23 protein-coding genes are annotated in these 26,231 nt (G+C 65.1%); 14 read left to right on the top strand and 9 right to left on the bottom strand.

The window, feature by feature from the left end; translation table 11 throughout:
* Positions 1 to 28: 28 nt before the first annotated feature.
* Complete coding sequence (locus ABIB95_RS20390) at positions 29 to 943, bottom strand: DMT family transporter (protein WP_041960617.1); 915 nt, start codon at positions 941 to 943, stop codon at positions 29 to 31.
* Between the two features lie 118 nt (positions 944 to 1,061).
* On the opposite strand from ABIB95_RS20390, the gene ABIB95_RS20385 reads away from it, so the two are divergent.
* The 3 genes from ABIB95_RS20385 to ABIB95_RS20375 all read left to right on the top strand — a co-directional run bounded on the left by ABIB95_RS20385 (position 1,062) and on the right by ABIB95_RS20375 (position 4,561).
* Positions 1,062 to 1,544 carry a MaoC family dehydratase gene (locus ABIB95_RS20385; protein ID WP_085399717.1) on the top strand — a complete coding sequence of 161 codons (483 nt, stop codon included), beginning with the start codon at positions 1,062 to 1,064 and terminating at the stop codon, positions 1,542 to 1,544.
* 85 nt (positions 1,545 to 1,629) lie between these two features.
* Positions 1,630 to 2,670: a GTPase ObgE gene (gene obgE, locus ABIB95_RS20380; RefSeq protein WP_063980437.1), complete on the top strand. Its 1,041-nt coding sequence runs from the start codon at positions 1,630 to 1,632 to the stop codon at positions 2,668 to 2,670.
* Positions 2,671 to 2,926: 256 nt separating this feature from the next.
* On the top strand, positions 2,927 to 4,561 hold the full coding sequence (locus ABIB95_RS20375; protein ID WP_354241494.1) for an alkaline phosphatase family protein: 1,635 nt from the start codon (positions 2,927 to 2,929) through the stop codon (positions 4,559 to 4,561).
* 135 nt (positions 4,562 to 4,696) lie between these two features.
* Here the strand turns inward: ABIB95_RS20375 and ABIB95_RS20370 are convergent, their stop codons facing one another.
* On the bottom strand, positions 4,697 to 5,662 hold the full coding sequence (locus ABIB95_RS20370; RefSeq protein WP_354241492.1) for a Bug family tripartite tricarboxylate transporter substrate binding protein: 966 nt from the start codon (positions 5,660 to 5,662) through the stop codon (positions 4,697 to 4,699).
* Between the two features lie 195 nt (positions 5,663 to 5,857).
* Here ABIB95_RS20370 and proB point away from each other — a divergent pair, with 195 nt between their 5' ends.
* The 10 genes from proB (at position 5,858) to ABIB95_RS20320 (ending at position 15,461) form a co-directional block, all read left to right on the top strand.
* Positions 5,858 to 6,979, top strand: a complete 1,122-nt coding sequence (proB, locus tag ABIB95_RS20365; protein WP_354241490.1) for a glutamate 5-kinase — start codon at positions 5,858 to 5,860, stop codon at positions 6,977 to 6,979.
* Positions 6,980 to 7,125: 146 nt separating this feature from the next.
* Positions 7,126 to 8,421, top strand: a complete 1,296-nt coding sequence (locus ABIB95_RS20360; protein ID WP_354241488.1) for a glutamate-5-semialdehyde dehydrogenase — start codon at positions 7,126 to 7,128, stop codon at positions 8,419 to 8,421.
* 23 nt (positions 8,422 to 8,444) lie between these two features.
* Positions 8,445 to 9,089, top strand: coding sequence for a nicotinate-nucleotide adenylyltransferase (locus ABIB95_RS20355; protein ID WP_247306825.1), 645 nt, complete (start codon positions 8,445 to 8,447; stop codon positions 9,087 to 9,089).
* A 208-nt stretch (positions 9,090 to 9,297) separates the two neighbouring features.
* The gene (rsfS, locus tag ABIB95_RS20350; RefSeq protein ID WP_014490594.1) at positions 9,298 to 9,654 is read left to right on the top strand and encodes a ribosome silencing factor; all 357 of its coding nucleotides are present in this window, start codon (positions 9,298 to 9,300) and stop codon (positions 9,652 to 9,654) included.
* Positions 9,655 to 9,747: 93 nt separating this feature from the next.
* Entirely contained in the window at positions 9,748 to 10,230 is a 483-nt protein-coding gene (gene rlmH, locus ABIB95_RS20345) for a 23S rRNA (pseudouridine(1915)-N(3))-methyltransferase RlmH (protein WP_354241484.1), read from the top strand.
* A 32-nt stretch (positions 10,231 to 10,262) separates the two neighbouring features.
* On the top strand, positions 10,263 to 11,600 hold the full coding sequence (locus ABIB95_RS20340) for a murein hydrolase activator EnvC family protein (protein WP_208089229.1): 1,338 nt from the start codon (positions 10,263 to 10,265) through the stop codon (positions 11,598 to 11,600).
* The gene (locus tag ABIB95_RS20335) at positions 11,597 to 12,952 is read left to right on the top strand and encodes a S41 family peptidase (RefSeq protein WP_166346727.1); all 1,356 of its coding nucleotides are present in this window, start codon (positions 11,597 to 11,599) and stop codon (positions 12,950 to 12,952) included. The genes ABIB95_RS20340 and ABIB95_RS20335 overlap by 4 nt, the downstream gene beginning before the upstream one ends.
* 145 nt (positions 12,953 to 13,097) lie before the next feature.
* Positions 13,098 to 14,321, top strand: coding sequence for a divergent polysaccharide deacetylase family protein (locus tag ABIB95_RS20330; protein WP_354241481.1), 1,224 nt, complete (start codon positions 13,098 to 13,100; stop codon positions 14,319 to 14,321).
* 72 nt (positions 14,322 to 14,393) lie between these two features.
* Entirely contained in the window at positions 14,394 to 14,897 is a 504-nt protein-coding gene (locus tag ABIB95_RS20325) for an RNA pyrophosphohydrolase (RefSeq protein WP_063980427.1), read from the top strand.
* 63 nt (positions 14,898 to 14,960) lie between these two features.
* Positions 14,961 to 15,461 (top strand): RNA pyrophosphohydrolase, encoded by a 501-nt coding sequence (locus ABIB95_RS20320; protein WP_071917000.1) that lies wholly within the window; start codon positions 14,961 to 14,963, stop codon positions 15,459 to 15,461.
* 136 nt (positions 15,462 to 15,597) lie between these two features.
* Here ABIB95_RS20320 and ABIB95_RS20315 read toward each other — a convergent pair whose 3' ends face one another.
* The 6 genes from ABIB95_RS20315 to ABIB95_RS20290 all read right to left on the bottom strand — a co-directional run bounded on the left by ABIB95_RS20315 (position 15,598) and on the right by ABIB95_RS20290 (position 22,525).
* Positions 15,598 to 17,268 (bottom strand): adenylate/guanylate cyclase domain-containing protein, encoded by a 1,671-nt coding sequence (locus tag ABIB95_RS20315; RefSeq protein ID WP_354241478.1) that lies wholly within the window; start codon positions 17,266 to 17,268, stop codon positions 15,598 to 15,600.
* 149 nt (positions 17,269 to 17,417) lie between these two features.
* On the bottom strand, positions 17,418 to 17,825 hold the full coding sequence (locus ABIB95_RS20310; RefSeq protein WP_071908637.1) for a F0F1 ATP synthase subunit epsilon: 408 nt from the start codon (positions 17,823 to 17,825) through the stop codon (positions 17,418 to 17,420).
* A gap of 96 nt (positions 17,826 to 17,921) precedes the next feature.
* The gene (gene atpD, locus ABIB95_RS20305) at positions 17,922 to 19,364 is read right to left on the bottom strand and encodes a F0F1 ATP synthase subunit beta (protein ID WP_063980424.1); all 1,443 of its coding nucleotides are present in this window, start codon (positions 19,362 to 19,364) and stop codon (positions 17,922 to 17,924) included.
* A gap of 54 nt (positions 19,365 to 19,418) precedes the next feature.
* Positions 19,419 to 20,294, bottom strand: a complete 876-nt coding sequence (locus ABIB95_RS20300) for a F0F1 ATP synthase subunit gamma (protein ID WP_063980423.1) — start codon at positions 20,292 to 20,294, stop codon at positions 19,419 to 19,421.
* A 141-nt stretch (positions 20,295 to 20,435) separates the two neighbouring features.
* Positions 20,436 to 21,965, bottom strand: coding sequence for a F0F1 ATP synthase subunit alpha (gene atpA, locus ABIB95_RS20295; RefSeq protein WP_166346738.1), 1,530 nt, complete (start codon positions 21,963 to 21,965; stop codon positions 20,436 to 20,438).
* Entirely contained in the window at positions 21,965 to 22,525 is a 561-nt protein-coding gene (locus ABIB95_RS20290; RefSeq protein WP_063980421.1) for a F0F1 ATP synthase subunit delta, read from the bottom strand. Before ABIB95_RS20290 ends, atpA begins: the two co-directional genes overlap by 1 nt.
* A gap of 635 nt (positions 22,526 to 23,160) precedes the next feature.
* Here ABIB95_RS20290 and ABIB95_RS20285 point away from each other — a divergent pair.
* Complete coding sequence (locus ABIB95_RS20285) at positions 23,161 to 23,670, top strand: septal ring lytic transglycosylase RlpA family protein (protein WP_354241473.1); 510 nt, start codon at positions 23,161 to 23,163, stop codon at positions 23,668 to 23,670.
* Positions 23,671 to 23,906: 236 nt separating this feature from the next.
* Here the strand turns inward: ABIB95_RS20285 and ABIB95_RS20280 are convergent, their stop codons facing one another.
* Entirely contained in the window at positions 23,907 to 26,117 is a 2,211-nt protein-coding gene (locus ABIB95_RS20280) for a primosomal protein N' (RefSeq protein WP_354241470.1), read from the bottom strand.
* Positions 26,118 to 26,231: the final 114 nt, after the last annotated feature.

Raw genomic sequence — 26,231 nt, 5'->3', positions numbered from 1 at the left:
TACCCTCCCCTCCAGGGGAGGGTAAGAGCTACGCCGGCGGATTCACCTCGTTGCTCGGGCGGCCGAGATCGCGTTCGCGCAAGTAAATGTAGAACCCGGCGCCGATGATGATGGCGGCGCCGATGATGGTGGCAATCGACGGCACGTCGCCGAACACGACGAAGCCGAAGATCACGGCCCAGACGATCATCGAATATTGATAGGGCACCACGACGCTCGCCGGTGCCAGCTTGAGCGAGCGGTTGACGCAGAACAGCGCCGTCACCGAGACGCAACCCGCCAGCGCGAAGATCGCGAGGCTGCCCGGTGTCGGCGGCACCCAGTGGAATGCCGACAGCACGGCACCCAGCGAGAACGTGCCGATGAATTGCGACGACGCCATCACGATGTCGGGCGTCTTGCGCAGGCTGCGCGTGATCAGCATCAGGGTCGCAAACGACAGACTGCCGCCGAGCGCGATCAGCGCCGGCAGGCTGACCGTCTGGGCCGACGGCCGCAACGCGATCAGCACGCCGCAGAAGCCGATCAGGATCGCCGTCCAGCGCCGCCAGCCGACCTTCTCGCCGAGGAAGATCGCCGACATCGCGGTGACGAAGATGGGGCCGGCGAGATAATAAGTGATGACGTCGGCGAGCGGCAGATAGACCGTCGCGAGGAAGAAAGCGGCCACTTCCAGCGTCGACAGCACGACGCGAAACAGCTGCAGGCGCGGCCGCTCCAGATGCAGGAACTGGTGACGCTGCCGCCAGACCAGCGGCGACAGCAGCAGCAGCGCCGCGCAGGCGCGCAGGAACAAGAGCTGCCCCACCGAATACGTCCCGACGAGGAACTTGCCCATGGCGTCGCCGAACGAGAACATGAAGATCGACAGCACCATCAGCGCAATGCCGGCCAGGCGTGCGGAGCGGTCGTCATAGGCGGAGAGATTCTTGAAGAAGGGCATTGGCGCCGTTTTAATCACGTGGGCGCGCCGGACAAGCCCGCATCTGCTGATTGAACGGATTGTCGCACTCTTCGCGGCGCGATAGCGATAGGCGCCTCCCGAACCAGAGAGCATGGACATGACCGAATTCGACCCGACCCGGCATCGCATGATCCCCGCGCAACGCTGGTTTGAGGATTTCGTGGTCGGCGAGCGCTTCGTACTGCCGAGCCGCACCCAGACCTCGGCGGTGTTCGCCGCCTTCCAGACCGCGAGCGGCGACACCCATCCCGTGCATTACGACGTGGAATATTGCCGCAGCCGCGGCATGCCGCATCTGCTCGCCCACGGCTTCCAGACCTTGATCCACACGGCGCCCGGCGCAGGCCTGTTTCCGTTCATGGTCGAGGACTCCCTGGTCGGCTTCCTCGAGCAATCGAGCCGGTTCCTCAAACCGGTGTTCGCCGACGACACTATCTATCCCGCGCTCGAGGTCACGGAGCTGGTGCCGGGTCGCACGACCGGCGCGGTGACGCTCAAAAGCACCGTATTCAACCAGCGCAAGGAGCTGGTGCTGGAGGGAATGCAGAAGTTCCTGATCCGGAGACGGCCTGCGGGTTAAGCACGGGGTCAAATTCGCGGAAATTCGGCCGATTCAGGGATAAGTCCGGGTTGCCGCGCGGGACCGCCTGCCCTACCTATGGCCCATGAAATTCCTCGACGAAGCAAAGGTCTATATCCGCTCCGGTGACGGCGGGAACGGCTGCGTGGCGTTCCGCCGCGAGAAGTTCATCGAATTCGGCGGTCCTTCCGGCGGCAATGGCGGCCGCGGCGGCAACGTGGTCATCGAGGTCGCCGACGGCCTCAACACGCTGATCGACTACCGCTACCAGCAACATTTCAAGGCCCAGAAGGGCGAGAACGGTTCGGGCTCGGACCGTCATGGCGCCAACGGCAAGGCGATCGTGCTGAAGGTCCCCGTGGGCACGCAGATCTTCGACGAGGACCGCGAGACCCTGATCCACGACTTCACTGATGTCGGCGAGAAGTTCGTGCTGGCCGAGGGCGGCAATGGCGGCTTCGGCAACGCGCATTTCAAATCGTCGACCAACCGCGCGCCGCGCAACGCCAATCCCGGCCAGCCCGGCGAGGAGCGTTGGATCTGGCTGCGGCTGAAACTGATCGCGGATGCCGGCCTGGTCGGCCTGCCCAATGCCGGCAAGTCGACCTTCCTCTCCAAGGTCAGCGCGGCGAAGCCGAAGATCGCCGATTATCCCTTCACCACGCTGCATCCGCAGCTCGGCGTCGTGAATTCCGACGGCCGCGAATTCGTGCTGGCGGACATTCCCGGTCTGATCGAAGGCGCGCATGAAGGCGCCGGCCTCGGCGACCGCTTCCTCGGCCATGTCGAGCGCTGCCGCGTGCTGCTGCATCTCGTCGATGCGACCTGCGAGCACGCGGGCAAGGCCTACAAGACGGTGCGCAACGAGCTCAACGCCTATGGCGGGCTGCTCACCGACAAGATCGAGATCGTCGCGCTGAACAAGATCGACGCGGTCGGGCCGGACGAGTTGAAGAAGCAGAAGGACCGGCTGAAGCGCGCCGCCAAGAAGACACCGCTGCTGCTCTCCGGCATCACCGGCGACGGCGTGAAGGAAGCGTTGCGCGCGCTTGTCGAAGTGATCGGCGAGGCCCCGGTATCGGCCAAGGCGAAGAGCGCGGCCGAAGCGGAGCCGTGGTCGGCCTGATCTCTCTCCCCACGGTCGTCCCCGCCTAGTGCGCAATTGCGCACGGGGAGCGGGGACCCATACCGCGTGATCTTTCGATTGCGGATGGTTGTAGTACCGAACAACGAGCCTTCGCAAAACTACGTCTTGGGGTTATGGGTCCCTGCTTTCGCAGGGACGACAGCGGAGTGCGCGGCCGCGGGCACGCGCATCGCGGCTTGTCATCACGACCGCGATAGCGCAGCATTAAAAAATCAAGAAACGGCAGGGGCGAAGCATGGCGCGCGCGAAGAACGTTCTCTGGATCATGTGCGACCAGCTTCGCTACGACTATCTCGGCTGCACCGGCCATCCCACGCTGAAGACCCCGAACATCGACGCCATGGCCAAGCGTGGCGTGCTCTTCAGCAAGGCGTATGTGCAATCGCCGATCTGCGGCCCGTCGCGGATGTCGTTCTACACCGGGCGTTACATGCGCTCGCACGGCTCGCACTGGAACGGCTGGCCGCTGCGCGTCGGCGAGCCCACGCTCGGCGATCACCTCAAGAAGATCGGCGTGCGCAACGTGCTGGTCGGCAAGACCCACATGGCGCCCGATCTCGAGGGCATGAAGGCGCTCGGCATCCCGCCGGAATCGATGATCGGCGTGCACGTCACCGAATGCGGGTTCGAGCCTTATGAGCGAGACGACGGCCTGCATCCGACGGGACGGCCGCGCCCGAAATACGATGAGTACCTGCGCCAGCAAGGTTTTGAAGCGACCAATCCCTGGGAGCATTGGGCGAATTCAGGCGCAGCGGACGACGGCTCCCTGCAGAACGGCTGGCTCCTGGTGCATGCCGACAAGGCCGCGCGCGTGCCGGACGAACACTCTGAGACGCCCTACATGACGCGGCGCGCGATGGACTTCATCAGCGAGGCCGAGACCGACGGCAGGCCGTGGTGCCTGCATCTGTCCTACATCAAGCCGCACTGGCCCTATATCGCGCCCGAGCCCTATGCGAGCATGTATTCGGCGGATGACATGATCCCGGCGATCCGCTCCGAGCGCGAACGCCAGAATCCGCATCCGGTGTTCGGCGCCTACATGGACATGCGCTACTCCCGCAACATGGCGCGCGACGAGGCCCGCGAGAAGGTGATCCCGACCTATATGGGCCTGATCACGCAGATCGACGACCAGATGGGCGTGCTGATGAAGTTCCTGGTGGAACGCGACCTGCTGGAAAGCACCATGATCGTGTTCACCTCGGATCATGGCGATTATCTCGGCGATCACTGGATGGGCGAGAAGGATCTGTTCCACGAACAGTCGGCCAAAATTCCGCTGATCGTCATCGATCCCTCCGGGGAAGCCGACGCCACGCGTGGCACGCGCAGCGACGCGCTGGTCGAGGGAATCGATCTCGCGCCGACCTTCGTCGATTATTTCGGCGGCAAGGTGCCGGGCCACATCCTAGAAGGACGCTCGCTGCTGCCGCTGCTGCGCGGCGAGAGGCCGTCCGACTGGCGCAAGGTGGCGTTCTCCGAATACGACTACGCCATGCAGGATGTGCGGCTGAAGCTGAACCAGCCGATCGAGCGCTGCCGCCTGTTCATGGTGTTCGACGGCCGCTGGAAGTACATCCACGCCTCCGGCTTCCGCCCGATGCTGTATGATCTCGAAACCGATCCGGACGAGTTTCTGGATCGCGGCGACGATCCGGAGTGCGCCGGCATCATCGCGCGCCTTCAGGCCGAGCTGTTCGACTGGGCCCTGCATCCCAACGACCACATCACCACGCCGCGCGAGAAGATCGCGAATTATGCCGACAACCAGCTCCAGGTGAAGGGCGGCATTTTGATCGGCGTCTGGGATGAGGCGGAGCTTGCGTCGATCAAGGACGGGATCGCGCAACGCGCGAAGCTCTAAAACCCTCATGGTGAGGAGGCGCGACAGCGCCGTCTCGAACCATGAAGGCCCCCGCTCGCAGCCGGGCCTTTCATCCTTCGAGACGCGCGCGAGAGCGCGCTCCTCAGGATGAGGGGATAGAGTTGGACGCTAGGCCTAATTCTCGATCTTGTACCCCGTCGCCTTCACGATCGGCTGCCAGAACGCCGTGTTCGCGGCGAGCTCCTTGGTCAGGCCATCCGCGGTGCTGCCGACCGGGATCAGCCCGATCGCGGTGAGCTTCTCCTTCACCTCGGGCCTGGCGAGCGCGGCACTCGCGGCGGCGCCGAGCTTGCTGGCGAAGTCCGGCGGGCTGCCGGCGGGAAGCCACATGCCGTACCAGGCATCCGCGACGAGATCGATGCCGCTCTCCTTCAGCGTCGGAACCTCAGGTGCGAACGGCGAACGTTCCGCGCTCGCGACCGCGATGATCTTCACGCCCTTGGCGCGGTGCTGCGGCAGCGCATCGGCCAATGTCACGATGCCAAACGACAGATGGCCGCCGATGAGATCGTTGAGGATAGGCGCGCTCCCGCGATAGGGCACGCGGGTCAAGGGAATGCCGAGATCCTTCTCGAGCTTGGAGCCCATGAAATGCGGAATGGTGCCGTTGCTCGGCACCCCGAACGACGTCTTGTCCGGATGCGCCTTCAGCCACGCCACGAATGACTTGAAATCGGCAGCGTCAATCGCCGGGCCGATCACGACTGCGAATTCGAACCGCGCCAACAGCGACACCGGCATGAAATCCTTCGCCGTGTCGAAGCTCGGCGTCGTCTCCACCATCGGCAGCAGGTACATGGTCGGCCCGGTCGTCACCAGCACCATGCTGCCGTCGGCACTCGCGCCCTTCACGGCCTTGATACCGATCAGGCCGTCGCCGCCGGTACGGTTCTCGACGACGATGGTCCGTTGCAGCGCCGGCGCCATCTCCTGCGCGATCAGCCGGCACAGCGTGTCGCCGCCCGCTCCCGCCGCGAACGGGAAGATCATCTTTGTCAGCCCGGCCTGCGCTTGCGATCCGCCCGCCTGCGCCAACAGCGGCAACCCGAGACATCCGGCGATGAAGTTGCGGCGATCCATCGGTTTCCTCTTTGAGCCCATTATGGTTGGCGACAATTAGAGCCAGGCGCGTGTCCCGGACAAGCGCCGTTTACCATTTTAGCCGCCTTGCGCCGGCCATCGTCCTGCTGCAAAAGCAGGCCTTAACCGGCGCCGCCTGTCGCTCCGCCGTTTCCGATGCAGAGCAATCCGTCACACGCGCCAACACATACAAACATGACCAGCCCCGAACTCAGTCAATTCCGCCGCATCGTCGTCAAGGTCGGCTCCGCCCTGCTGGTCGATTCCGACAAGGGCGAGGTGCGCGCCTCCTGGCTCGCCGCGCTCGCCGACGACATGGCCAAGCTGCATCGCGAGGGACGCGACGTGCTCGTCGTCTCCTCCGGCTCGATCGCGCTCGGCCGCAGTCGGCTGAAATTGCCGCGCGGCCCGCTGAAGCTGGAGGAGAGCCAGGCGGCCGCCGCCGTCGGCCAGATCGCGCTGGCGCGGATCTGGTCGGAGGTGCTCGGGGCCCACGGCATCGACGCCGGGCAGATCCTGGTCACGCTCCAGGATACCGAGGAGCGCCGCCGCTATCTCAACGCGCGCTCCACCATCGGCAAGCTGCTGGAATGGCGCGCGATCCCCGTCATCAACGAGAACGACACGGTCGCCACCAACGAGATCCGCTACGGCGACAATGACCGCCTCGCCGCGCGCGTCGCCACCATGGCGAGCGCCGATTTGCTGGTGCTGCTGTCCGACATCGACGGGCTCTACGACGCCCCGCCGAAGAACAATCCGAACGCAAAACTCATTCCCGTGGTCGACAGCATTTCCTCGGAGATCGAGGCGGTGGCAGGCGACGCGGAGTCCGAGCTGTCGCGCGGCGGCATGCGCACCAAGGTCGAGGCAGCCAAGATCGCGACCACAGGCGGCACGCATATGCTGATCGCCTCGGGCAAGATCGAGCATCCCCTGCAGGCGATCGCCGACGGCGGCCGCTGCACCTGGTTCCTGACGCCGGCCAACCCCATCACCTCGCGCAAGCGGTGGATCGCGGGCACGCTGGAGCCGAAGGGCACACTGACCATCGATGCCGGCGCCGTGACGGCGCTGCGTGCCGGCGCCAGCCTGCTGCCGGCCGGTGTGATCAAGGTCGAAGGCCAGTTCGCCCGCGGCGATGCCGTGATCGTGCGCGGCCCTGATACCAGCGAGGTCGGCCGCGGCCTGATCGCCTACGATGCCGAGGTCGCCGAGCGGATCAAGGGCCGCTCGTCCCCGGACGTGATGGCCATCCTCGGCATCAGCGGGAGGTCCGAGATGATCCACCGCGACGATCTGGTGGTGGGCGGGTAAGGGCCGCGACGGCCCTTTTCACTGAATTTGCTGGGCCAATGACCTAGCCGGCGCCTTGCCGGAGAGACCAGCCATACCCTCCCGACCCTTCGCAGACGCGGGATTTCCATGCTAGGACACCGCCTTAGCAGAAGGTTGAAGCTCCAATGGCCGCCCCCCTCAAAGCCGTCGACGGCAATGCCGATCTCCAGGCGCTGATGTCCGATCTCGCCGCCCGCGCCCGCGCTGCCGCGCGCGTGCTGGCGCTGGCGCCGCCGGAGCAGAAGAACCGGGCGCTCGAGGCCATGGAGCGGGCGATCCGCGCGAACTCTGCCGCGATCCTTGCCGCCAATGCCGAGGACGTCGCGGAGGCCCGCGCCTCGGGCACCATGATCGCCTCCTTCATCGACCGCCTGACACTGACACCTGCGCGCGTCGAGTCGATGGCCGAGGGCATCGGTATCGTGCGCGGCATCGCCGATCCGATCGGCATCGTCACCGAGAGCTGGCAGCGGCCGAACGGCATGACCATCGAGCGCGTGCGCGTGCCGCTCGGTGTCGTCGGCGTGATTTTCGAAAGCCGCCCGAACGTTGCGGCGGATGCCGGCGTGCTGTGCCTGAAATCCGGCAATGCCGTGATCCTGCGCGGCGGCTCCGACAGTTTTCGTTCGTGCCGCGCGATCCATGAATGTCTCGTCCAGGGCCTGCGTGACGCCGGGCTCCCCGAAGCGGCGATCACGCTGGTGCCGACGCGCGACCGCGCGGCGGTCGGCATGATGCTGTCAGGGTTGAACGGCGCCATCGACGTGATCGTTCCGCGCGGAGGCAAGAGCCTCGTCGCGCGCGTCGAGCAGGAAGCCCGCGTGCCCGTGTTCGCGCATCTCGAAGGCGTCAACCACGTCTATATCGATGCCGGCGCCGACCTCGCCATGGCGAAGTCGATCGTGCTCAACGCCAAGATGCGCCGCACCGGCGTCTGCGGCGCGGCCGAGACGCTGCTGGTCGATCGCGCCGCTGCCGCCAAGAACCTGAGGCCGCTGGTCGAGATGCTGATCGAGGCCGGCTGCGAAGTGCGCGGCGACGACGCCGTGCAGAAGACCGATGCGCGCGTCAAGCCTGCCAGCGAAGACGATTGGGACACCGAATATCTCGACGCGATCATCGCGGCGAAGGTGGTGGACGGTGTCGACGGCGCGATCGCGCATATCCAGAACCACGGCTCGCACCACACCGATGCGATCGTGAGCGCGGATGAGGCTGCTGCGAAGAAATTCCTGAGCGAGGTCGATTCCGCGATCGTGCTGCACAATGCCTCGACGCAGTTCGCCGACGGCGGCGAGTTCGGTTTCGGCGCCGAGATCGGCATCGCCACTGGCCGATTCCACGCCCGTGGTCCTGTCGGCGCCGAGCAGCTCACGAGCTTCAAATATCGCGTCCACGGCACAGGTCAGACGCGGCCGTAAGTCATGTCGCGAGGCGTGGGGCATTGAGTAACAATTTCGTCGCGCCACGTTTCTTCGCGCAGGCCATTCCGCCCTACACCGAAGGCATGCGCGTCGGCCTGCTCGGCGGCTCGTTCAATCCGCCGCACGAGGCCCATCGCGCCATCAGCCAGTTCGCGCTGAAACGCCTCCGACTCGACCGCGTGTGGTGGCTGGTGACGCCGGGCAATCCACTGAAGGAGAACGGCACGCTGCATGAGCTCGGCGCGCGCATGCAGGCCGCGCGCGACGTCGCCGACGATCCCAGGATCGAGGTGAGCTGTCTCGAATCCGTCATTCGTACGCGCTACACTATCGACACGATCAACACCCTGCGCCGCCGTCTCAGTGGCTTGCGCTTTGTCTGGATCATGGGCGCCGACAATCTCGCTCAATTCCATCGTTGGCAGCACTGGCGGCGCATCGCCGACCAGGTGCCGATTGCGGTCATCGATCGCCCGCCGCAGAGTTTTCGCGCCCTCGCCTCGCCCGCTGCCCAGGCCCTTGCACGCTACCGCGTGCCCGAGACGGACGCGGCATTGCTTCCGGATCGGCCGGCGCCGGCCTGGGTCTTTCTGACGGGATTGAAACTGAACCTGTCCTCGACCGGCTTGCGGAACCCGGACGGGAGCTGGAAAGGTCCGAAGTGAGACGGAGTGTGTGGACGTTGTGGGGATTTCGGACTCTCTGGCATATTGAAACCCTTAACCCCACATGATGTAGTGTAACCAGTGAGCGTCGGATTCGGCGTTCGCGATACAGTGAAAGGAATGGTCCCTGACCACATCTGTATTGTCCAAGTCTGTTTTACCCAAGGTAGCGAAACCGGCGCGTAAAACATCGACCAAAGCTGCGGCCTTGAAGGCGCAACCCGACGCCGACAAGACGCTGAGCCTGATCCTCTCCCGCCTCGACGACATGAAGGCGGAAGAGACGGTCACCATCGACCTTCGCGGCAAATCGGCGTACTCCGACTACATGATCGTCACCACCGGCCGGGTGAACCGGCACGTCGGCGCGATCGCGGACAACGTCGCCAAGGGCCTCAAGGAAAACGGCATCAGGAACATCCACGTCGAGGGCTTGCCCAATTGCGACTGGGTGCTGATCGATTCCGGCGATGTGATCGTGCACGTGTTCAGACCCGAGGTCCGTGAGTTCTACAATCTCGAGAGATTGTACACGCAGGGCCCAGGGGCGGCGAAGGCGATCTAGGCTCATCGAGCCGATTTCGAATCGGCTGACGCGCATGCTAGCGTCGTGCGCGCGCATACTGCGCGCGGTCTTGAAACACGACCTGAAGATATCATGCGCGTTGCTGTCATTGCGGTGGGCCGGCTGAAGCAGGGCCCCGAACGGGAGCTTGCCGACCGCTATTTCGAGCGGTTCGACGAAGCCGGCCGCAAGCTCGGATTCCGCGAGCTCATCATCCACGAAATCCCCGAAAGCCGCGCGCGGGACACCGCGACTCGGATGGCCGAAGAGGCCGCGGCGATCGGTGCGCACATCCCGGAAAAATCGATCCTGGTGGCGCTGGACGAGCGCGGCCAGAATCTCGACTCCACCGTATTCGCACGGCACCTCGGGCGCTGGCGCGACGAGGGTGCCGGACATACTATCTTCGTGATCGGAGGGGCGGACGGACTTTCGCCCGAATTGCGCCGTAAGGCCAAGCTCGCGATCGCGTTAGGCTCTGCGACCTGGCCGCACCAAATGGTCCGCGTCATGCTTCTGGAACAGCTTTATCGGGCCGCCACCATTCTGGCCGGCCACCCCTATCACCGCGCGTGATGCGCGCACAACGAGCACCTTTGCGTAAAGCGATGCGAGCGCCGATCCTCAACCTGCTGCTGATCGCCGGCGTTACGGGCGCAAGCCTCGCGCAAGCTCAGACGCAAGGTCAGACAATTGCGCCCGCGCCACAGACGGCGGCCGTCTCGCCCGATGCGATCAAGCAGCGCGAGCAGGAGCTCGAGGCCGCCCGCGCGAGGCAGAAGAGCGCCGAGGAAGCGCAGGCCAAGCTCAAGGCCGAGATCAGCTCGCTCGGCCAGGACCGCACCCAGCTCAATCAGCAGCTGATCGATACCGCAGCCAATGTGCGGACCGTCGAGACCAAGATCGACGAAGCCGAAGCGCGGCTGCGCTCGCTCAACGGCCGCGAGCAGCAGATGCGCACCTCGCTGGAGTCGCGCCGCGCCGACATCGTCGAGGTGCTGGCGGCCCTGCAGCGCGCCGGCCGGCGCACGCCGCCGGCGCTGTTGGTGCGGCCCGAGGACGCGCTGCAATCACTGCGCACCGCCATGCTGCTCGGCGCCGTAGTGCCGGAATTGCGCGGCCGCGCCGAGAAGCTCGCGGGCGACCTCGGCGAGCTCGTGGCCTTGCGCAAGAACATCGCCGCCGAACGCGACCAGCTCGCCACCGACCGCGACAAGGTCCGCAACGACCAGACCCGGCTCACCGCCCTGGTCGACGAGCGGCAGCGCCAGCAGGCGTCGCGTGAAAAAGACCTCGACGCCGAGAACTCGCGCGCCATCGCGCTCTCCAGGCAGGTCGGCGATCTCCAGGGGCTGATCACCAAGATGGAGCAGGATCTGCAGAGCGCCGCCAAGGCCGCCGAGAAGGCGGCCGAGGCCGCCAAGCAGGCCGAGGCCAAGGCGGCCGCCAGCGCCAAGCCCGGTCCGGGCACTTTCAAGGACCGGTCCCGGACCACCCCGGCGATCGCCTTCGCGGCGGCCAAGGGGCTCCTGCCTCTCCCGGTTAACGGTAACAAGATCAGGGATTTTGGCGGTTCCGATGGGGTCGGCGGTGTCCAGAAGGGCATTTCGCTGGCAACCAGGCCCGGCTCCCAGGTCACGACGCCGTGTGATGGCTGGGTTGTCTATTCCGGCCCGTTCCGCAGCTATGGACAACTCTTGATCCTCAACGCCGGGGGCGGGTATCATGTCCTGATCGCCGGGATGGAGCGCATTTCGGTTAACATCGGTCAGTTTGTGCTCACGGGGGAGCCGGTCGCGACCATGGGATCGACCTCACAAGTCGCCTCCATTCTCGCCACGAACGCGAGTCAACCTGTGCTGTATGTCGAGTTCCGTAAGGACGGCACTCCAATCGATCCAGGCCCATGGTGGGCCGCAAATGAAGGCGAGAAGGTTCGCGGATGATGCGCAAGACTTCAGTTATCCTCCTCAGCGCGGCCACCGGTGCTGCGCTGACGCTGTTCGTGACCCAGCCGCGCGCGGTCTTCATGGGCTCCAGCGCGCGAGCCGCAACTGCAGACACCTATCGCCAGCTCAATCTGTTCGGCGATGTGTTCGAGCGCGTGCGCTCGGACTATGTCGAGAAGCCCGATGACACGAAGCTGATCGAATCCGCCATCAGCGGCATGCTCACCGGCCTCGATCCGCATTCGAGCTACATGGACGCCAAGAGCTTCCGCGACATGCAGGTGCAGACCCGCGGTGAGTTCGGCGGCCTCGGCATCGAAGTCACGATGGAGGACGGCCTGATCAAGGTGGTCTCGCCGATCGACGACACCCCCGCTTCGCGCGCCGGCGTCATGGCCAACGACATCATCACCAATCTCGACGACGAAGCCGTGCAGGGCCTGACCCTGAACCAGGCGGTCGAGAAGATGCGCGGTCCGGTCAACACCAAGATCAAGCTCAAGATCATCCGCAAGGGCCAGGACAATCCGATCGACGTCACCCTGGTGCGCGACAACATTCGCGTCCGCTCGGTGCGCGCGCGCATCGAGGCCGACGACATCGGCTATATCCGCATCACCACCTTCAACGAGCAGACCACCGAAGGCCTGAAGCGCGAGGTCGCCAACCTCTCGAATCAGATCGGCGACAAGCTCAAGGGCTACATCATCGATCTCCGCAACAACCCGGGCGGCCTGCTCGAGGAAGCGGTCACCGTCTCCGACTCGTTCCTGGAGAAGGGCGAGATCGTGTCGACCCGTGGCCGCAATGCCGAGGAGACCCAGCGCCGCACCGCGCATGCGGGCGACCTCACCAAGGGCAAGCCTGTCATCGTGCTGGTCAATGGCGGTTCGGCTTCGGCATCGGAAATCGTCGCCGGCGCGCTGCAGGACCACAAGCGCGCGACCATCGTCGGTACGCGCTCGTTCGGCAAGGGCTCGGTGCAGACCATCATTCCGCTCGGCTCGGGTAACGGCGCACTGCGTCTGACCACGGCGCGCTACTACACGCCGTCGGGCAAGTCGATCCAGGCCAAGGGCATCGTGCCCGACATCGAAGTGCTCCAGGACGTGCCGGACGAGCTGAAGTCGCGCACCGACACCAAGGGCGAGGCTTCGCTGCGCGGCCATCTCAAGAACGACGGCGACGAGAAGACCGGCTCGCAGTCCTACGTCCCGCCGGACGCCAAGGACGACAAGGCGCTCAAGCTCGCGGACGACCTGCTCCACGGCATCAAGAACAGCGCCTCCGCGGCGCCGACGCCGGGCGACAATAAGGCCACGACCGACAAGCCCAAAGCGGCGAACTAAGTCGGCGCGTCACCTCATCTCTCGAAAAGGGCGGCTCCGGGAGCCGCCCTTTTTGCTTGGGGCTCCTGCTACCCCCGGCCTATCCCGGCCTGACGCCGCTTGACCTCGGCGTGGTATCGTCGGCGGGAGTGATTCGGGATCTCGCATGACTGAAACGGCCGATGATCTGAGCGCCCCGCTCGGACAGGACAAGCCGCGCCGGAAACGGCGGCTGCGGCTGCCGTTCACAGCCATGCAGGCCCTCGCGGTCATGCTCGGCCTGTTCCTGGTCGCCTTCGCCGGCTTCGCCATCTTCAACAAGGATCCGCTCGGCGGTGAGCCGATGACGCGGATTGCGATCCGTGAGCCCAGGGCCACCGACGAGAAGCCGGCCGCCACGAGCCTTGGCCAGGAGAGCAAGCCAGAGAGCAAGCACGAGGCGAAGGAAGCGCCGAAACAGGCGGGCGAGCAGAAGACCGTCACCATGATCGACGGTTCCACCGGCACGCGCCACGACGTGGTGATCGGTGGCGGCGATGCCGCCGACAAGGGCGACGCGGCGGCCGCCTCCGCCCCTCCGCCCGTGATGGCCGGGATCGACCCGAAACTGCTGGAAAAATCGCGCTACGGCATGATTCCCGTGACGGCCGAGGGCGCGAAGCCGTTCAACGTCTACGCGGCGGATGCCGACCGCGCCAAGGCGGCAAAGATGCCTGTGGTCGCGATCCTGATCGGCGGCCTCGGCGTCGGCGCGGCCAAGACCACCGACGCGATCATGCGGCTGCCGCCGGCGGTGACGCTGGCCTTCACGCCCTATGGCGCCGACCCCGGCAAGCTCGCTGAGCGGGCTCGCGCCCAGCGCCACGAGATCTTCCTCCAGATCCCGATGGAGCCCTACGACTTCCCGGACAACGACCCGGGCCCGCAGACGCTGCTGACCTCGCTCACCACCGACCAGAACATAGACCGCCTGTACTGGCACCTGAGCCGGATGCAGGGCTATGCCGGCCTCACCAATTTCATGGGCGCCCGCTTCGTGGCGACCGACGCCGCCATGCAGCCGATCATTCGCGAGGCGGCCAAGCGCGGCCTCGGCTTCTTCGACGACGGCTCCTCGCCGCGCAGCATCGCGCCCCAGGCCGCGGGCAGCCAGGCGATGCCGTTCGGCAAGGGCGATATCGCGATCGACGTGGTGCCGACCCCGGCGGAGATCGACCGCGCCCTGAACAAGCTCGAATCGATGGCGCGCGAGCGCGGCGTCGCCATCGGCACCGCCTCCGCCCTGCCGGTCTCGATCGAGCGCATCAGCAGCTGGACCAAGACATTGAGCGACCGTGGTATCCTTTTGGTGCCGTTGACAACCGCGATGCTGAAATCAAAATCTAGCTAAATCAACGGATTGGTACGTTACGGGCCCTCGGGACCGGCATACCCACCAAAAGCACGCGAGAGGTCTGGCGGAATGGCACGTTACGAGGATCTGCCCTACCGTACCTGCGTCGGTGTGATGCTGATCAACATGAAGGGTCTGGTGTTCATCGGCCGCCGCGCCGGTGGCATCGAGCATGTCGACGACGCCCATGTCTGGCAGATGCCGCAGGGCGGCGTCGATCCCGGTGAGGACACCTGGGATGCCGCCAAGCGCGAGCTCTATGAGGAGACCAGCGTGCGCTCGGTCGAGCGGCTCGGCGAGGTCCCGGACTGGCTCGTCTACGACATCCCGCGCACGGTTGCCGGGCGCGCCTGGAAGGGCCGCTATCGCGGCCAGCGCCAGAAATGGTTCGCGGTCCGGTTCACCGGCAAGGACAGCGAGATCAATGTCGAAAAGCCCGGCGGCGGCCACAAGGCCGAGTTCGTGAGCTGGCGCTGGGAGCCGATGAAGAACCTGACCGGTTTGATCATCCCGTTCAAGCGCCCGGTCTATGAGCGCGTCGTGAAGGAATTTTCCGCGCTGGCGGATGAATAAATCAAATCGTCATCCCGGGTTCGGTGCTAATGCATCGCCGGAATGACGATGAAAGACGCGCGCGTGACCAATCAAAAACCCTACCGTCCCAACGTGGGGATCGCCCTCTTCAATGCCGATGGCCGCGTGCTGATCGGCCACCGCTTCAAGGGCGACGGCCCCGAGATCATCCTGCCGGGCCTCGACTGGCAGATGCCGCAAGGCGGTGTCGATGAGGGCGAGAACCTGCGCGATGCGGCGCTGCGCGAGCTTTGGGAAGAGACCAGCGTCAAGAGTGCGGACTATCTCGGCGAGACAGACTGGCTGACTTACGAGTTCCCGCCCTACGACGGGCCGCAGACGCACCGGCTGGCGAAGTTCCGCGGGCAGCGCCAGAAATGGTTCGCGCTGCGCTTCACCGGTCGCGACGACGAGATCGATCCGCTGACGCCGCGCAACGAACAGCCTGCGGAGTTCGACGCCTGGCGTTGGGAGCGGCTCGACCGCGTCACCGAGTTCGTGGTGCCGTTCCGCCGCGAGGTCTACCGCGCGGTCGCTCAGCAGTTTGCGCCCTTCGCAAACTAAAACTGCGAAAACAACCCCATGCACAGTAGCCGGCGATTGCCGGTGCGATGCGCGGTGGTTGTGGCGAAGTTTTTGAAGCGTCGGAGAGAATCGGCCGCACGGCGCAATCGTCGTGGCGGCCTATGTCCAGCAAGCTCTAATTCGTCGGTCCGACCGTGAACGGGCCGATCGCGATGACGTGGCAATCGCTGTCGCGCTTGGCGCAGTCGGCGAGCGCGGAGTTGACGGCGGTCTGCTCGTCCGCCGCCTTCAGGCCGAGGCCCGGCCGGCCCGCGGTTCCGGCCGCGACCGCGTTCCAGCCCATGCCATCGGCGAGCTTGCGTACGACCTCGGCCCGCGCGTCGGCGGCGATCGAGGCGTTGGAAGCGGCATGGAAGAAGCCCGTGATCCTGAGCAGGGTCGGGATCGGCACGACGAAATTGTCATCGACCGCGACGATCAGACAAGCCATGCCGGCGATGGCGCCGCACGATTCCAGCGAACGCCGCGCCGAATCGTCGACGGATGACGCGCCCAGCACCATGAAATATTGACCGCCCGGGCCGAGCGCGATCGCGCGGGATTTCGCCGCCGGCACGAACATGTTCTCGAGCCGGACTTTTGCCGGATCCCGCACCATCGGAAAATCCTTCGGCGCGAAGGCCCGCTCGGTCATGGCGTCGTGGCGCACCCAGGGCTGCGGCGGCATCGGCGGCTTGCCGTGCGTGTAGACAACGTCGTTGCCGACCGCATAGAGCTCGCAGCGCCGCGGCGATTGCGCGGCATCGGCGCGCTTCTGGCACTGCTCCAGCGCCATGTTGCGCGCGGCTTCCTCGGTCGGCTGGTTCAACGCCGCGCCTGTGAAGCCGCCGATATTGAGCGCGAAGGCCTTGTAGTCGCCGGAGGCGGAATAGTCGCCGGCCAGATAGTTGCGGACGCGCTCGTTGATGAAGGGCACGCTATCGGCGGCCAGCTTGCCCGATAGCGGCGCGGCGGAGGGCGCGGGCATCGGCGCCATCGCAGCGCCGGCTGGGCTCATCGGAGCCATCGGCGCCTTTGCCATCTGGGTCGGCATCGGGCTCGGCGCCACGGCATCTGCCGCTGGCGCTGCACTTGGCATTGCAGCACTTGGCGTCGCGGCCGGTGCGACTGCGGCGGTGACCGTCTGCTTGAGCTTGGTGTTGTAAAGGAAGCCGGTGACAAGGATGGCGACGACCGAGACGACGGCGACCACCAGCGGCCACATCCAGACGGGTGCCGCGGCCAGCTTGGAGGCGGGCTTCTTCAGTTTCGGCGTGGCGTAGGTGCCGTCCTCGCGCCGCATCGCCACCATGTAGGCATGCACCGGCGTCGGGATGTTCTTGACCTCCTGCGCGCCGATGTCGGCAAAGTGCACCGACAGCTTGTTGGCGACCTGCTCGTGCACGGCGCGGGAAACGCAGATGCCGCCGACCTCGGCGAGGCCTTCGAGCCGGGCGGCGATATTGACGCCGTCACCAAGCAGATCGCCGTTGCGCTCGACCACGTCACCGATGGTGATGCCGATGCGGAACGACATCTGCCGGCTCGGCGGATAGGCCATGTTGCGGGTTCGCAGGGATTCCTGGATGTCGATCGCGCAGCGCACCGCATCGACCGCGCTCGGAAATTCCGCGAGCACGGCGTCGCCCGCCGTGTTGAAGATGCGTCCGTTGGCCTTCGCAATGAAGTCGTCGACGACCTCGCGATAGGAGGCGAGACGCCGCAGCGTCTCCTCTTCGTCTTCCGCGACCAGTCTTGAGTAACCGGCAATATCGGCTGCGAAAATCGCTGCGATCTTGCGTTTCATCTGCTGCCAGCCCCGAAACAAATTCGCGGGCGCAGAATGCCGCTATCGGCGGCGCGGTGCAACAAAGTTTCAGCGCCCGCCACTTCCGTGACGAGCGCTGAACCTGTTCAGGAACTTGTAGCTTGAGCCCCGGAGCAATGCACCGGGGCTTAGTGCATAGCCGTACTGTTGAGCTGCTGCTGGATGCTCTTGAAGTGGTCGAGCCGCTCGATGGCCTGATCGAGCTCGCCGCCTTCGTGCTCCTTCAGGCCGTCTTCCATCTCGGAGATGGTCGCGGCGAACTGGGCACGGTCGAGTTCGTCGAGCGACGTCGCGACGTCGGCGAGCACGGTGAGGCCCTTCTCGGAGACTTCGGCGATACCGCCGAGCACGATGATCTTCACGTGCCTGCCGCCCGTGGTCACGGTGAGGATGCCGGGCCGGATCGCAGCCACGACCGGCGCATGTCCCGCCAGCACGCCGAAGTCACCCTCGACGCCGGGGATATCGACCTGATCGACCTGACCCGAGAATGCGAGCTTTTCCGGCGAGACGAGATCGAAGTGGATGGTGGCCATTGGAAACCTGCGAATGGTGAGTAGCGAACGCGCGAGTGGCGAGCAGCGAATGGCGAATAGATTCTACTCGCCACTCCCTATTCGCTATTCGCCAGCTTAGGCGGCTTCCGCCGCCAGCTTCTTGCCCTTCTCGACTGCCTCTTCGATGGTGCCGACCATGTAGAAGGCGGCTTCCGGCAGGTGGTCATACTTGCCTTCGCAGAGGCCGCGGAAGCCCTTGATGGTGTCCGCGAGGTCGACGAACTTGCCGGGCGAGCCGGTGAAGATTTCGGCGACGTGGAACGGCTGCGACAGGAAGCGCTCGATCTTGCGGGCGCGGGCCACCGTCAGCTTGTCCTCTTCCGAAAGCTCGTCCATGCCGAGAATGGCGATGATGTCCTGGAGCGACTTGTAGCGCTGCAGCACCTGCTGGACCTGACGCGCGGTGTCGTAGTGCTCCTGACCGACGACGAGCGGCGAGAGCATGCGCGAGGTCGAGTCGAGCGGGTCCACCGCGGGGTAGATGCCCTTTTCCGAGATCGCGCGGTTCAACACCGTGGTCGCGTCCAGATGCGCGAACGAGGTCGCGGGCGCCGGGTCGGTCAAGTCGTCGGCCGGAACGTAGATGGCCTGCACCGAGGTGATCGAGCCCTTCTGCGTGGTGGTGATGCGCTCCTGGAGCGCGCCCATGTCGGTGGCGAGCGTCGGCTGATAACCCACCGCCGAAGGAATACGGCCGAGCAGCGCCGACACTTCCGAGCCGGCCTGGGTGAAGCGGAAGATGTTGTCGACGAAGAACAGCACGTCCTGGCCCTGGTCGCGGAAGTGCTCGGCGACGGTGAGACCGGTGAGGCCGACGCGGGCGCGGGCGCCCGGCGGCTCGTTCATCTGGCCGAACACCAGTGCACACTTCGATTTCACGCTCGGATCCGGATTGTGCGGATCGGCGTTGACCTTGGACTCGATGAACTCGTGATAGAGGTCGTTGCCTTCGCGGGTACGCTCGCCGACGCCGGCGAACACGGAGTAACCACCGTGCGCCTTCGCGACGTTGTTGATCAGCTCCTGAATCAGCACGGTCTTGCCGACGCCGGCGCCGCCGAACAGGCCGATCTTGCCGCCCTTCGCATACGGAGCAAGAAGATCGACGACCTTGATGCCGGTGACGAGAATTTCAGCTTCGGTCGACTGGTCGGTGTAGCTCGGCGCTTCCTGGTGGATGGCGCGGAGACCTTCGGACTTGATCGGGCCGGCTTCGTCGATCGGCTCGCCGATCACGTTCATGATGCGGCCGAGCGTGCCGTCGCCCACCGGAACCGCGATCGGCTGGCCGGTGTCGGTCACTTCCTGGCCGCGCACCAGACCTTCGGTCACGTCCATCGCGATCGTGCGCACGGTGGACTCACCGAGATGCTGCGCAACTTCCAGCACGAGGCGGATGTTGCCGTTCCGGGTTTCCAGCGAATTGAGAATGGCGGGCAGGTGGCCCTCGAACTGCACGTCGACGACGGCGCCCATGACCTGGGTGACGCGACCGACCTGGTTAGCTGCTGTAGCCATGAATAGCTCTCCTTCGAAATTCTGGACTTGAACGACCGTCGTTTGGTTCGTGCGTCAGACCGCCTCGGCGCCGGAGATGATCTCGATCAGCTCCTTGGTGATCTGGGCTTGACGGGTTCGGTTGTAGATCTGGGTTTGCTTGCGGATCATTTCGCCGGCATTGCGGGTGGCGTTGTCCATCGAGCTCATCTGCGCGCCATAGAACGAAGCGTTGTTTTCCAGCAGCGCGCGGAAGATCTGCACCGCGATGTTGCGCGGCAACAGGCCGGACAGCAGTTCGTCCTCCTCCGGCTCGTAATCGTAGGACGTCGTCGGCGCGTTCGCCGCCTTTTCCTCGACGACCAGCGGGATGATCTGCTGCGCGGTCGGGATCTGGGCGATCACCGACTTGAACTGCGCGTAGAACAGCGTGCAGACGTCGAACTCACCGTTGTCGAAACGGGCCAGCACCTTCTTGGCGATGTCCTCGGCGTTGACGAAGCCGAGCTGACGAACGCTACGCAGGTCGAGGTGCTCGACGATCTGCTTGTCGAACAGGCGGCGGAGCTGCTCATAGCCCTTGCGGCCGACACAGAAGAATTTCACTTCCTTGCCCTGCGCGATCAGCGCCTGGGCGCGCTCGCGGGCGAGGCGCACGATCGAGGAGTTGAAGGCGCCGGACAGACCGCGCTCGCCGGTGCAGACCAGCAGCAGGTGGACCTGGTCCCTGCCGGTGCCGGCCAGCAGCGCCGGCGCGCCGGGCGAACCTGCCGCGGCGCTGGCGATGTTGGAGATCACCGCGCTCATCTTGTCGGCATAGGGCCGCGCCGCCTCGGCCGCTTGCTGGGCACGGCGCAACCTCGACGCCGCGACCATCTGCATCGCCTTGGTGATCTTCTGCGTCGCCTTGGTGGAGGCGATGCGGACGCGCATGTCTTTAAGTGACGCCATTCTTCGTCCCCGACGATCCGACCCTTTGGCCTGATCGCAAACCTATCCAGTCGTCATGCCCGGGCTCGCCCCGGGCATCCACGCGGTGCCTCACACGCCGTTAGACGTGGATGGCCGGGACAAGCCCGGCCATGACGGCATTTACGCGAAGCTCTTCGCGAAGCCTTCGACCACCGACTTCAGCTTGGCGGCGGTGTCGTCGGAGAGATCGCGGCTGTCGCGGATCGCGTTGAGGATCTCGGCGTTCTTGCCGCGCAGCAGCGACAGCAGACCGTCCTCGAACGCGCGCACCTTGTTGAGCGGGAGCGGATCGAGATAGCCGTTGGTGCCGGCCCAGATCACGCAGACCTGCTCTTCCATCTTCAGCGGCGCGAACTGCGGCTGCTTGAGCAGCTCGGTCAGGCGCGAACCGCGGTTGAGCAGGCGCTGGGTCGAGGCGTCGAGATCGGAGCCGAACTGCGCGAACGCCGCCATTTCGCGGTACTGCGCGAGCTCGCCCTTGATCTTGCCGGCGACCTTCTTGGTGGCCTTGGTCTGCGCGGACGAACCGACGCGCGACACCGACAGACCGACGTTCACCGCGGGACGGATGCCCTGGAAGAACAGGTCGGTTTCCAGGAAGATCTGGCCGTCGGTGATCGAGATGACGTTGGTCGGAATGTAGGCCGACACGTCGTTGGCCTGGGTTTCGATGACCGGCAGCGCCGTCAGCGAGCCCGAGCCCTGGTCCTTGTTCAGCTTCGCCGCGCGCTCGAGCAGGCGGGAGTGCAGATAGAACACGTCGCCCGGATAGGCTTCGCGGCCCGGCGGGCGGCGCAGCAGCAGCGACATCTGACGGTAGGCGACGGCCTGCTTGGACAGATCGTCATAGATGATGACGGCGTGCATGCCGTTATCGCGGAAGTACTCGCCCATGGTGCAGCCGGTGAACGGCGCGATGTACTGCATCGGAGCCGGATCCGAAGCGGTGGCGGCGACGATGATCGAGTATTCGAGCGCGCCCTGCTCTTCCAGCACCTTCACGAACTGGGCGACGGTCGAACGCTTCTGGCCGATCGCGACGTAGACGCAATACAGCTTGATGTTCTCGTCCGGCTGCGCGTTGAGCGGCTTCTGGTTGAGGATGGTGTCGAGCGCGATCGCGGTCTTGCCGGTCTGACGGTCGCCGATGATCAGCTCGCGCTGGCCACGGCCGATCGGGATCAGGGCGTCGATCGCCTTGAGGCCGGTCGCCATCGGCTCGCTCACCGACTTGCGCGGAATGATGCCGGGCGCCTTGACGTCGACGCGCATGCGCTTGTCGGCCACGATCGGGCCCTTGCCGTCGATCGGGTTACCGAGCGCGTCGACGACGCGGCCGAGCAGGCCCTTGCCGACCGGCGCGTCCACGATGGCGCGGGTGCGCTTGACGGTCTGGCCTTCCTTGATCTCGCGGTCGGCGCCGAAAATAACGATACCGACGTTGTCGGTTTCGAGGTTCAGCGCCATACCGCGGGTGCCGTTCTCGAACTCGACCATTTCGCCGGCCTGGACGTTGTCCAGACCATAGACGCGGGCAATACCGTCGCCGACGGACAGCACCTGTCCGACTTCGGAGACTTCAGCTTCCTGGCCGAAATTCTTGATCTGGTCCTTGAGGATCGCGGAAATTTCCGCGGCGCGGATGTCCATCAGCCTGCCTCTTTCATCGCGTGCTTGATCGAATTGAGTTTGGTGCGAAGCGAACTATCGATCATGCGGCTGCCAAGCTTGACCACGAGGCCACCGATGATCGAGGGATCGACCTTCACGTTGAGCGCGACGTCCTTGCCGGTCACCGACTTCAGGGCAACCTTGAGGGCGTCGAGATTCTTGTCCGAAAGCGCCTCCGCCACGGTGACGTCGGCCGTCGTCTCGCCCTTGAACCTGGCGACGAGGGCGCGATAGGCGCGAATGACGTCGGCCACCGCGAACAGGCGGCGGTTGGCGGTCAGGACTTTCAGGAAATTGGCGGAGATGCCGGCGATACCCGCCTTGTCCAGCACGGCCGAGAGGGCCCTGGACTGGGTATCGGCCGCAAACACCGGGCTGCGGACGAGGCGCGTCAGATCGGCGCTTTCGCTCAGCAAGCCCTCGAATTTGTCGAGATCGGCTTTGACCTCGTCGACCACATTCTGGTCGCGGGCCAGTTCAAACAAGGCCGTTGCATAACGGCCCGACACACCGGAAACGGACGTATCTTCTGCAGCCACAGACGCGCTCTTTTTGCTGTCAAACTCGCAAGGGAAAAACCGTCGCCACAAAGCGGCGCCAAGCGATCCAAGCCCTTGGAATTCAAGCGGGACTTCGATTTTCGGCCGACACGGGAGGTGCCGGGTCCGTTAAAATCGCGGCTTTGCTAACATAGCAGGCGCGCACGTGCAACATGACGCCAAATTAAAGGCACGACGTTCTGTCGCCAGTTCGTCGCAGCCGACGGCGCGGCGACAGCAGCCTGCCACGTCGCGGAATGACGCGCCCCCTCGGCGGCATCCCGGCCATTCGTTCCTGCCCTCAGCGCATAGCGGCCATGAACACGGATCGCTGAGGCGTGACTCGGACGTGACGAGCGGCTCCCCTGAATACTTTCCTAATTCTAAACATGAAGTATAGTGAACCTCGTTTTACAGTATTAATGAGTAATAAAATAGTTAAAGAATTGTTAAAGCGAAAGATTCCAGAACACTGGCTGCAACATTGATGCCAATCACAGAATATTTCATGACGACACAGAACGGATTTACTGCCCAATTCACGCCTCATTAGGAATCGAAACGCGATCCCGCTCACAGACTTACGGGGGCTCCACTTGCCACATATGTGGCAATACTAGATTAGGGACCACTAAATGCTGTCTTTGAAGACGCTGGGCTCCGCGCCCCGGCCGCGCACGGCGATCGCTTTCGTTGCCGCCACTCTCCTCGTCGGTGGAACCGCCACCGAAGCTTCTGCCAAATCCCGGCATCACCACCGGTACTCTCACCATCATCACCGCCACCACGCCCAGAGCGATGCCAACACGACCTCCGATTGGCGCAACGCCAACGCGTCGATGACGCCGTCGTCGGGCACGGGCCGCAGCTTCTCCGGCATGGCCTCCTATTATGGCAACGAGTCCGGCAGCCGGACTGCGTCGGGGCAGCGCTTCAACCAGAATGCCATGACCGCGGCGCACCGTTCGCTGCCGTTCGGCACCAAGCTGCGCGTCACCCATGGCGGCTCGAGCGTCATCGTCACCATCAATGACCGTGGCCCGTTCATTCGCGGCCGCGTCCTCGACCTCTCCACTGGCGCTGCCCGCGCCATCGGCCTCACCGGCGCCGGCGTCGGCCGCGTCACCGCGGAAGTCGTCTCCTAAGGCGCCACCAGCGCCTCACCGACAAAGCGCAAATCTCGCCATCGTCCGCGGACGTGTGAGCGGCGAGACCAGTTCGGGCGAAACAAGCCCGCCGTCTTGGGGGACGGCGGGCTTTTTGTTTGCCCCGTCATTCCGGGGCGATGCGTAGCATCGAGCCCGGAATCCATCAGGCCGTAGAGTTGGTGGATGAATGGATTCCGGGTTCACGCTTCGCGTGCCCCGGAATGACGGGGGAACTACAAAAAGCTCTGCGGGTCGACGTCGACTTCGAGCTTTTGATTGCCCTTCGGCTTCGGGCAGACGGCCAGCCAGTTGCGCAAATAGTCCGACAGATCGAAACCGCGCGCCGATTTCACCAGGATGCGGAAACGGTAGCGGCCCTTGATCACGGCGAGCGGGGCCTCCGCCGGTCCCAGCACCACGACGCGCTCGTCGCGCGGTGCGAGCGCAACGAGGCGGCGGCCCAAACCTTCGGCGCTCGGACGGTCGCCGGCCGAAATGATCAGGCTCGCGAGCCGGCCGAACGGCGGATAGAGCGTGCGCTCGCGCAGATCGATCTCGCTGTCGTAGAAGGCCTCGCGGTCGCAGGCGATCAGCGCCTTCATCACGGGATGATCGGGCTGGTGGGTCTGGAGATAGCCGACGCCGCGGCCCTGCTCGCGCCCGGCGCGGCCGATCACCTGGTTGAGCAGCTGCCAGGTACGCTCCGACGCGCGCGGATCGCCGTTGGACAGGCCCAGATCCGCATCGACCACGCCGACGAGATTGAGCCGCGGAAAGTTGTGGCCCTTGGCGACGAGCTGCGTGCCGATGATGATGTCGACGCGGCCCTCAGCGATCTCGGTAAGCTCGGAGCGCATCGTCTCGATCGAGGTGATCAGATCGCTCGACAGCACCATGGTGCGCGCCTCGGGGAACAGCGCGGCCGCCTCCTCCTGCAAGCGCTCGACGCCCGGCCCGACCGCGACCAGCGATTCCTCCGCCGCGCAATGCGGGCAGGTCTGCGGGCGCGGCATCGAGAAGCCGCAATGGTGACAGACCAGCCGCTGGCGAAAGCGGTGATCGACCAGCCAGGCATCGCAGATGGTGCAGGCGAAGCGATGACCGCAGGCACGGCACAGCGTCAGCGGCGCATAGCCGCGGCGATTGAGGAACAGCAGCGCCTGCTCGCGTTTTTCGATCGCTTTTCTGATCTCACCGGCCAGCCGCGGCGAGATATAGCGGCCGCGCGCCGGCGGCTCGCGGCGCATGTCGATGGCCTCGATATGCGGCATGTGCTGGCCGCCGAAGCGCGAGGGCAGCGCGATGCGCTGATAGCGGCTCTTGCGCGCATTGACCTCGGATTCGACCGACGGCGTGGCGGAGGCCAGCACGATCGGGATCTTTGCGATATGCGCGCGCACCACCGCCATGTCACGGGCGTGATAATGCACGCCCTCGTCCTGCTTGTAGGCCTGGTCGTGCTCTTCATCGACCACGATGAGGCCGAGATTGGCGTAAGGCAGAAACAACGCCGAGCGCGCGCCGACCACGACCGGCGCACTGCCGTCGGAGATCGCGGCCCAATTGCGCGCGCGGGTGCGCGGCGTCAGCTCGGAGTGCCATTCGATCGGCCGCACGCCAAAACGCTGCGCGAAGCGGTCGAGGAACTGGCCGGTCAGCGCGATCTCCGGCATCAGGATCAGCGATTGCTTGCCGCGGCGGATGGTCTCTGCAATCGCCTCGAAATAGACCTCGGTTTTGCCCGAGCCGGTAACGCCGTCGAGCAGCGCAACGTGAAAGGTGCCGTTGGCGGCGAGCGCGCGCATTGCATCCACCCCGGCGCGCTGGAGCGGTGAAAAATCCGGCTGGCCAAAATCCGGATCGGGTGCCGGCGGCGGCGGAGGCGGCGGCATCGGCTCGACCGTGAGCGTGCCTTCGTCAACGAGGCCGTCGATCACGCCGGCCGAGACGCCGGCTTCCTTCGCCGCCTCGGACTTGCCGTGCAGCAGCCGGTCCGATAGCAACTCGATCACGCGCTGCCGCGCCGGCGTCAGCCGCCGCGGCGGATCGCCGACCAGGCGCACGCCGGCGCGCACCCGCTCCGGGCCGAGATTCTCGCCCATGCGCAGGCACATCCGCAGCACCATGCCGCGCGGGCTCAGCGTGTAATTGGCGACCCAATCCACGACCGAGCGCAGCTCAGGCTTCAGCGGAGGAAGATCGAGCTTTTCGCTGACCTCCTTGAGGCGATTGTGCAGGCGCGGGTCGGGATTGGCGTTCTCCGCCCAGACCACGGCCAGCACCTCGCGGGGCCCGAGCGGCACGCCGACGAGATCGCCCGCCTTCAGCTCCATCCCGCGCGGCACCTTGTAGGAATAGGTCTGGTCGAGCGCGACCGGCACCAGCACGTCGACCATGCGGGTCGCGTTGGCGGGGGTGATCGTGCTGCGCGACGAATGATCCATCAAAGGTCTTTGGAGGGAGAATCGGAACCTTGGGGCCTTGAAGCTAACGCCCCCGGGCGGCCTTAGCTAAGAGTAAACGGGTGTGATGCGATATACTGAGTGGAATCATTACGT

The sequence above is a fragment of the Bradyrhizobium sp. LA2.1 genome, assembly GCF_040547725.1.
Taxonomy (GTDB): Bacteria; Pseudomonadota; Alphaproteobacteria; order Rhizobiales; family Xanthobacteraceae; genus Bradyrhizobium; species Bradyrhizobium barranii.
Note: the sequence above shows the minus strand (reverse complement) of the source record. Positions and strands in the feature narration are given on the sequence as shown.